The organism is Methylomonas rhizoryzae (assembly GCF_008632455.1).
GTDB lineage: Bacteria > Pseudomonadota > Gammaproteobacteria > Methylococcales > Methylomonadaceae > Methylomonas > Methylomonas rhizoryzae.
The window spans coordinates 4,091,786-4,099,000 of sequence record NZ_CP043929.1 but is presented as its reverse complement, the minus strand read 5'-3'; the positions used below and the strand labels follow the sequence as shown (position 1 = coordinate 4,099,000).

The window sequence follows — 7,215 nt, the reverse complement described above, 5'->3', positions numbered from 1 at the left end:
ATCTAATCACTAGTTATGCGGACAAGACAATGAGCCATGATCCAATATTCAATTGATACTAACGAAAGAGAGATTATATATGTTGCTCTAGCCCTAACGAGCGTGGGAATCGTTTCGCTAACGCACGTCTTACTTGAGGGCACTACGTTGCAGGAATTTGCCGCCCCTTCAGCAATGGTAGTTTTTTTAGCTTTGATTGGGCTTTATGACAAATTTTTCTGGAAGTACGTTAGCGCAGTCGGACTTAGCAACATCCCTAACCTAAATGGTGTTTGGGAAGGGACATTAGAAAAAAATAATGGACAGGGCTTCCCGGTATCAATGCATGTAACTCAAACGTGGAGAACTATGCAAGTTAGCATGGATACGGACACAACTACAGGATCTTTGCAGGTTGCAAGTATAAGTGTGTCAAACAAAAACCGTCCTATCGCGAAATGGATTTACAATCTGCGCCCTAGGAATTATGCACTACAGGAAGGATACAACCCACACGCGGAGGGTGTGAATGAATTTAGAGTTATCAGAAGCGGTAGTGAAATGAAACTCGATGGTTCATATTACAGCAGTCAATTTCGTGGCGGGAAAATTGTGCTAAGTAAAAAGTAAGATAATCCATAACAAAACGCTCAAGCCGACCCGCTTCCGCTACGCTCCAGCGGTCGGCTTAGCTTTGCGTTAAGCATCCTATGAAATTGAGCCACCAAGAATACATAGAGAAAAATCGAAAACGTGCAGTTGAGGTGGCAAGCGGAATGCTTGAGGGATCTATACCTTATCTAGCAGGCTGTTGATTTTATCTCCCCTGTAACCCGCATTGGCTGGTTGAGTCAGATGTGTTGGTAAATCATAAAGTATTGTTCTAAATGATAAAATAGTTCTATCTCCAATATATTGCACTGTCCCCATGCGCGGCGCCGACATTACTCAAGAAGACCTGTTCAGTTACCGAACCCTGGAAAGCCGGATTCCCAAAAAGCATCCGCTACGCAAGCTGCGTCAAGTGGTCGACTTGTTGCTCGCCACGCTAAACGACGAGTTCGACGCGCTCTACGCTCGTCGCGGTCGAGATTCCATTCCGCCGGAACGCTTGTTGCGCGCCAGTTTGTTGCAAGTGCTATTTTCCATCCGTTCGGAACGGCAACTGGTGGAGCATATCGACTTCAACCTCTTGTACCGCTGATTTGTCGGCTTGACGATAGATGACGAGGTGTGGGATCACTCGACCTTCAGCGCCAACCGCGACCGTTTGCTCAACGAACGGATCAGTCGTTTGTTTTTCGAACGGGTACTGGCCTTGGCCGAGTGGAAACAGCTGATCTCTGACGAGCATTTCTCGGTGGACGGCACACTGATTCAAGCCTGGGCCTCGCACAAGAGTTTCGTCAAGAAAGACGGCTCGACCCCGCCGCCGGAAGATGGCGGCCGCAATCCCACGGTCAACTTCAAGGGCGAGAAACGCAGTAACGAAACCCACGCCTCGACCACCGATCCCGATGCCCGGTTGTACAAAAAGAGCGAGGGCGACAAATCGCAGCTGGCTTTCCTCGGTCATGCCTTGATGGAGAACCGTAATGGCTTGGTCGTCGACGTCGAAGTCACCCAGGCCACCGGCACCGCAGAACGCGAGGCGGCCCATGCCATGGTCAAACGCACGATCCACAAACCGGGCGCGACCTTGGCCGCCGACAAAAATTACGATACGCAGGATTTTGTCGCCAAGTTACGCCAGCGCAAAGTCACGCCGCATGTCGCCAGCAAAGACAAAGGCTCCGCCATTGACGGTCGCACAACCCGGCACGACGGTTACCGTAAAAGTCTCAAAATCCGCAAGCGGATCGAAGAAGTCTTCGGTTGGGCCAAGACAGTCGGCCCGCTACGCCAAACCAAGTTCCGGGGGTTAAAGAAGGTCGCCGCGCAAACGATTTTTACCTTTGCCGCCTATAACCTGACGCGCATGGGTACCATTTTCGGCTGGCGATACAGTACCGCCTAGGCGGTGGTGCGCCTGAAATCCGCCAAAAGGCGGAATTTAACGCCCTTCGGGGCGAATATAACCGGCTAAAACCGGTTTTTGAGGTGTGATCGGGCTTCCAGAAGCCCAACAAAACCAAAAAATGGTTTTGAAGCCGAAGGCATATAGGCAAATTTCAACACCCTGCTAGAAGGCGCCATTGAGTTGTCGTCACTGAGATTTGAAGTTGGTTTGCCAGAAGACGACAAAGACTTTCTGGCATTCACTCTGGTTTCATCGGAAATTGACCATTTGCCGATTGGTGCGCCGAGGCAGTTTTGGTCGCGAGAAGCTCTTTCTCGTCTTGAGCCTGAAATACAGCGGTCTATAAAGTGGGCAAAAGAAGTTTCTATATCTGAATGTAAGTCTATTTTGGCAAGGTTCAATGCTTAACCAACGGGTCAACTTGACCGGCAAAAGCTACGCTCCTATAGTCGCTACGCTTTCGCCGGCAAGTTACCCTTATCGTTATGTTGCAAGGTGAGCAATGGGTTTGCAGGAAAAATGGAAAAGCATTGAGCAAGAATTGATGGCTGCATATCAGTTGCTCCCTGAGAATGTCATCGAATCCGATAATGGATACAGAGAAAATGATTTCTTGTCCTATATTGAAGCCAATGAACTGCTCCTTGCAATGGAGGAACTTGATGGGGTGATTGAAGATAATCCGAGCCCCGGCAAGGAGTTTTGGACTCATCTCATAAATGCAGCAAAATTAATGAATCACAATCATGCCATTAGATATGAATCTATCCGTTCGGCAACATAACACGGCGCTCCAGCCGACGGTAAGCGATTGTTGAACGACGTAGTTGCGCAGAAACGGCCAATGGTTTAGCCGTTATGGTTTAGGCCGTTTGATTGGCAATATGCCAAGGCAGCAGTGCTTCGAAATCCTCGGCGGTCTTTGCTGAGGGTAACTTCCGGAACAAATCAACCAGATAGGTGTAAGGGTCGATGCCATTGGCCTTGCACGTTTCGATCAGCGAGTAGAGATTGGCGCTGGCACGGGCGCCGGCCACCGTGTCGCAAAACAACCAGTTGCGGCGACCGACGACAAAGGGACGTATGGCATTTTCGCAGAGGTTATTATGTGTGCCTTGCTAAGGCGCATCTGATTCGTCGGTGTAAATCCGACCCGGCTAACTCTCGCTCCAGCCGGAAGCACTTGGGGCGGCTCGGGAGGTAACAAACGGGCTGAAGCACTCCAAGAAAAGGTCTCCCTGGGAGATCAGCGGGCCATGCGGGCCATAACGTGAGTGAACACTGAGCAGGCCTCGAAATGTCGTCGTGGGAGCCGACCCGCCATAATAACGGGGAAGGCCGATGCTTTTACGGAATCGAGCGACAGAGTCGTAAGAGTCCCACCGGGGTAGTGGTGATAGCACGCATGGGAGAGATCAGGTGGGCAACAAGGGAAGTCCCTGTGGGTGCCCTGATGGCACCGGGCAACGGCGATCCCGTGAGGGATGGAGCCGGCCTGCAGGGATGGCGGAGGGGCGCGTAGTAGTGGTGAAGCCGGGTAACGCCGGTAGAGCGAAGGCGCCCTGTTTCGAAACGTGATGAGGAAAGTGATAAGAGCTAAGGGGATTGACGTGAGTCTACCAACCTCGACAAGTACGGTTCAGATATTACAGACTTCATTGCAGGCGAAAGCCAAAGCAGAACCAGACTACCGTTTCTACAGCCTATGGGATAAAGTCTGTCGTATCGATGTGTTGCAAGTTGCCTACCGGCGCTGCCGCGCCAATCGTGGCGCTCCTGGCTATGATGGCATCCGCTTCGAGCCGATCGAAAACCAAGGGCTAGACGGCTGGCTGGAAAGAGTGCGGCAGGAGTTAGTGGTCGGCGAATACCGGCCGCAGCCCCTGTTGCGCGTGTGGATACCCAAGGCCCAAGGCGGACAGCGTCCTCTGGGCATTCCGGCTATCCGTGACCGCGTGGTCCAGATGGCGGTGTTGTTGGTGATCGGTCCGATTTTTGAAGCCGACCTGCTTCCCCGACAATACGGATTCCGACCTGGAGTCGATGCCAAGATGGCGGTCAGAATGATCCATTTCGGTATCTCCCAAAGGGGCAAACGGGAAGTCGTGGACGCCGATTTGTCTAACTACTTGAACACGATTCCCCATGGTGATCTGATGCGCTGCGTTAGCCGCCGGATCGCGGACGGCACGGTGCTGGCTACGATCAAACAATGGCTAAACGTAGCGGTGGTGGAGCATTGCGAACACGGTGAGCGCCGAACCACGGAAGCGAAGGACACGGGTCGAGGCACCCCGCAAGGCGGTATTATCTCGCCCTTGCTCAGTAATCTTTACTTCCGGCGCTTTCTTTTAGCCTGGCAGAAATTTGGATTTGCCGACCGGCTTCAGGCCGAAGTGGTGAACTATGCCGATGATCTGGTGATTCTCTGTCCGAAAGGACGGGGTCAGGCAGCCATGGAGGCCATGCGGTGGCTGATGAACCGACTGGGGCTGACGGTCAACGAGAAGAAAACCCGTCTGGCTATGCTGCCAGAGGAGCAGTTTGATTTTCTTGGTTACACCCTGGGCCGATTCTACGGCAAGGATGGACGCCCTTACTGGGGAACACGTCCGTCGAAGAAAGCGATCAAGCGATTAAAACAAGGTATCCATGACGCCACGTCATCGCGCTGGAACGCCAAACCGGTGCAAAGCCGGATTGACGAACTCAATCCGATGATTCGAGGTTGGGCGGGTTATTTCAATCAGGGACCGGTCTGCCCAATCTACCGATGCATCCAGGATTACGCGGAGCGACGGCTGCGAATCTGGTTAATGCGCAGACGTGGTCAGCGCGGAACGGGGTATCGCCAATACCCTGACGAGTACCTGTATGAAACTCTGGGGCTCTACCGCCTGCCACGTACGCGCGCCGACCTGCTGAACGCGAAGGCTTGAGGTTCGAAAGAAAGCCGGATGCGGGAAATCTGCACGTCCGGTTTGACGAGCGAGATGTGGAAACGGAGCGATGGTTAGGCTAATGAGGCACTGCCAAACGAAAGAGGCAGCAACAGTTAGGCCTAACCTTAGGCCATCGCGCCACATCTCGACTCTACCAATAGGCCAAGCACCGTTCTCGACAAAGCGGATCAGCTTCGGCCATTGCGACGACAGGTAATGCAAGGCCTTACCCAGCAAACTGCCGGGGGTGACCGCATGCAGATGCTCTACCAGCAAGCCTTCGATCTTGGCTAACACTGGTTTGCTCAACTGTTGCCGCTGCTGTCCACGTTGTTCGACGCTCAGGTCTTTCGCTTTGGCTTCAATGGCGTAGAGTTGGCCTATGGCGGCAATAAACTGCGTCGCCAGTTGTTCCGGGCCGCGCACGGCTTTGGGTATGGCGGTTTCGGCTTCGACAAAGTAACGGCGCGCATGCGCCCAACAGCCGAGGTGAATGACACCGCGCACCGCCGCAATGGTGTTATACACTTCATAGCCGTCGCTCATCAGGACCGTACCGGGTTTGATGCCGTCATACAGCGGCTGCGCATGCGTGCCGCCGCGCCCCGGCGTGTAGCTGAACAGTCGGATCGGCGGCCCGGAGCCGGTCATCTGTGCCCACAAATAACTTTTCGTTTGCGCGGCGCGCCCGGATTCCTTAAGCACCTGCACGGCGGTTTCGTCGCCCAGGATCAGATCGGCCTCCAGCAGATGGTCGCGCAGTAAATTGATGATGGGCTGCACCGCCTGCCCGACCCGTACCATGCTGGCCGCCAGCGTGGTGCGCGACAGATCGCCGCCGAAACGGCTGAGTAATGCAGCTTGTCGGTACAGCGGCAGACCATCCTGGTATTTGGCGGTGACGATCCAGGCCAATGCGGCTTCGGTGAATAAGCCTTTGGGAATGATGCGAACCGGTGCCGGCGTCACCCGAATGCTGTTGTCGCAGCAGGGGCAGGCATATTTGATACGGTGATGCTGAATCACCCGAACCTGTTGCGGCACGATGTCGAGTTGCTCGCTGATTTCGGCGCCGATTTCCACCAGCCGACTGCCGTCATGCGCGCAGAGGCGTTCGGCTTCCGGCAGTTCATGCCGCACAATCTCGCGCGGCAGATGCGGATCGAGTGGTTTGCGGCCGCGTTTTTTGCGGTTGTGGCCGGCCACCTCGATCGTTTCGGGCGTACTTTCCTCGGCGACCGGTGCACCTTTAGGGGCTAAGGCTTCGGCTTCGTTCAGGAATAGGTCGCGTTGTGTTGGGTTGGCCCGCGCTTCAGACTTGGCGGCATACAGCTTATGCAAAAAGGCATCCACGCGTTCTTTCAAACAATCACGCTCGATCGTCACTAACCGCAGTTGTTGAGTCAGCCGTTGTTGCTCGGTCAGCAAGGTTTGCTGGTCGGATAGCAACGCTTGGTATTCGTCAGCGGACAGCGTGATGGTGGTCGTCATGCCGCTATTTTATTCGATTTAAGCCATTGTTTCAGCTAACTTTTGCATACCTTCGTGCCGGATGCGGCCGCATCGCCGCCAGGTCAATACCGGCTAACAGCCAGTGCAGTTGCTCGACCGTCAACGTGACGACAGCCGCCTCTTTCGGCCAGCAAAATCGATCCGTCTCCAGCCGTTTGAGCATCAACCAGAAACCGGTACGATCCCACAGCAGCAGTTTGATCCGATCCCGCCGCCGATTGCTGAACACATAGATGGCCGGCTCAAAGGGGTTCAGGCCTAATGCCTGCTCGACCAACAATGCCAAGCCATTAATGGCCTTGCGACCATCGACCGGCTCGCGGTGTAGGAAAACCTTTAATCCCGGTTCGAAGCGGAACATGGCAGCTCGGCTAAGACTTTCAAAATCAATGGTAGATCGGTCAGCGCACCAGAGGGCAACGCCAGTTTAACGCCGTTGGGCAACTCCGCATTGAGTATCGACTCAGCCGATTTTTCAGCGTTCAGTGAATGAACGGGTACAAAAGCCGGCAATGCTAACGGAATGTTCGTGTTCGGTTGCCCCGTTTCACGGTAAAGCCCCATCCACTTGCGCAGCAGATTGGCATTAATACCGTATTCCAGCGCGACCTTGGCTACCGAAATACCCGGTTGCAAGCAAACGTCCACCAACTCCCGCTTGGCTTCCGGATCATACAGACATCGGCCGTCTCGACCATGTCCCACGATTAATGGGCGCGATAATTGAATCTTGTGCTCCTTCATAGGTGTCCACCTTGTGAT

General features: G+C 53.9%; 6 protein-coding genes and 3 pseudogenes. 4 read left to right on the top strand and 5 right to left on the bottom strand.

Annotated elements, in window-relative coordinates:
• Positions 1–147: 147 nt before the first annotated feature.
• Both F1E05_RS18135 and F1E05_RS18125 read left to right on the top strand, forming a co-directional pair.
• The gene (locus tag F1E05_RS18135) at positions 148–609 is read left to right on the top strand and encodes a Cap15 family cyclic dinucleotide receptor domain-containing protein (protein WP_150050966.1); all 462 of its coding nucleotides are present in this window, start codon (positions 148–150) and stop codon (positions 607–609) included.
• Positions 610–907: 298 nt separating this feature from the next.
• Positions 908–1,996: pseudogene (locus F1E05_RS18125) on the top strand (IS5 family transposase).
• Positions 1,997–2,061: 65 nt separating this feature from the next.
• Here the strand turns inward: F1E05_RS18125 and F1E05_RS20340 are convergent.
• Positions 2,062–2,400, bottom strand: coding sequence for a hypothetical protein (locus F1E05_RS20340; RefSeq protein ID WP_190303188.1), 339 nt, complete (start codon positions 2,398–2,400; stop codon positions 2,062–2,064).
• Positions 2,401–2,501: 101 nt separating this feature from the next.
• Between F1E05_RS20340 and F1E05_RS18115 the strand changes: the two genes are divergently transcribed.
• A complete protein-coding gene (locus F1E05_RS18115; protein WP_150050964.1) occupies positions 2,502–2,783 on the top strand; it encodes a hypothetical protein in 282 nt (93 codons plus the stop codon).
• 79 nt (positions 2,784–2,862) lie between these two features.
• On the opposite strand, the pseudogene F1E05_RS18110 reads toward F1E05_RS18115, so the two are convergent.
• Positions 2,863–3,105: pseudogene (locus F1E05_RS18110) on the bottom strand (transposase domain-containing protein); the annotation flags it as partial.
• Between the two features lie 471 nt (positions 3,106–3,576).
• Here F1E05_RS18110 and ltrA point away from each other — a divergent pair.
• Positions 3,577–4,779 (top strand): annotated as a pseudogene (gene ltrA / locus F1E05_RS18105) (group II intron reverse transcriptase/maturase); the annotation flags it as partial.
• A 33-nt stretch (positions 4,780–4,812) separates the two neighbouring features.
• Here the strand turns inward: ltrA and tnpC are convergent.
• Genes tnpC through tnpA form a run of 3 tightly spaced genes read right to left on the bottom strand, consistent with a single transcriptional unit; the run spans position 4,813 to position 7,197 of the window.
• Positions 4,813–6,432, bottom strand: coding sequence for an IS66 family transposase (tnpC, locus tag F1E05_RS18100; RefSeq protein WP_232056701.1), 1,620 nt, complete (start codon positions 6,430–6,432; stop codon positions 4,813–4,815).
• Between the two features lie 31 nt (positions 6,433–6,463).
• Positions 6,464–6,814 carry an IS66 family insertion sequence element accessory protein TnpB gene (tnpB, locus tag F1E05_RS18095; protein WP_150050962.1) on the bottom strand — a complete coding sequence of 117 codons (351 nt, stop codon included), beginning with the start codon at positions 6,812–6,814 and terminating at the stop codon, positions 6,464–6,466.
• Positions 6,790–7,197, bottom strand: a complete 408-nt coding sequence (gene tnpA, locus F1E05_RS18090; RefSeq protein WP_190303187.1) for an IS66-like element accessory protein TnpA — start codon at positions 7,195–7,197, stop codon at positions 6,790–6,792. The genes tnpB and tnpA overlap by 25 nt, the downstream gene beginning before the upstream one ends.
• Between the last annotated feature and the right edge of the window lie 18 nt (positions 7,198–7,215).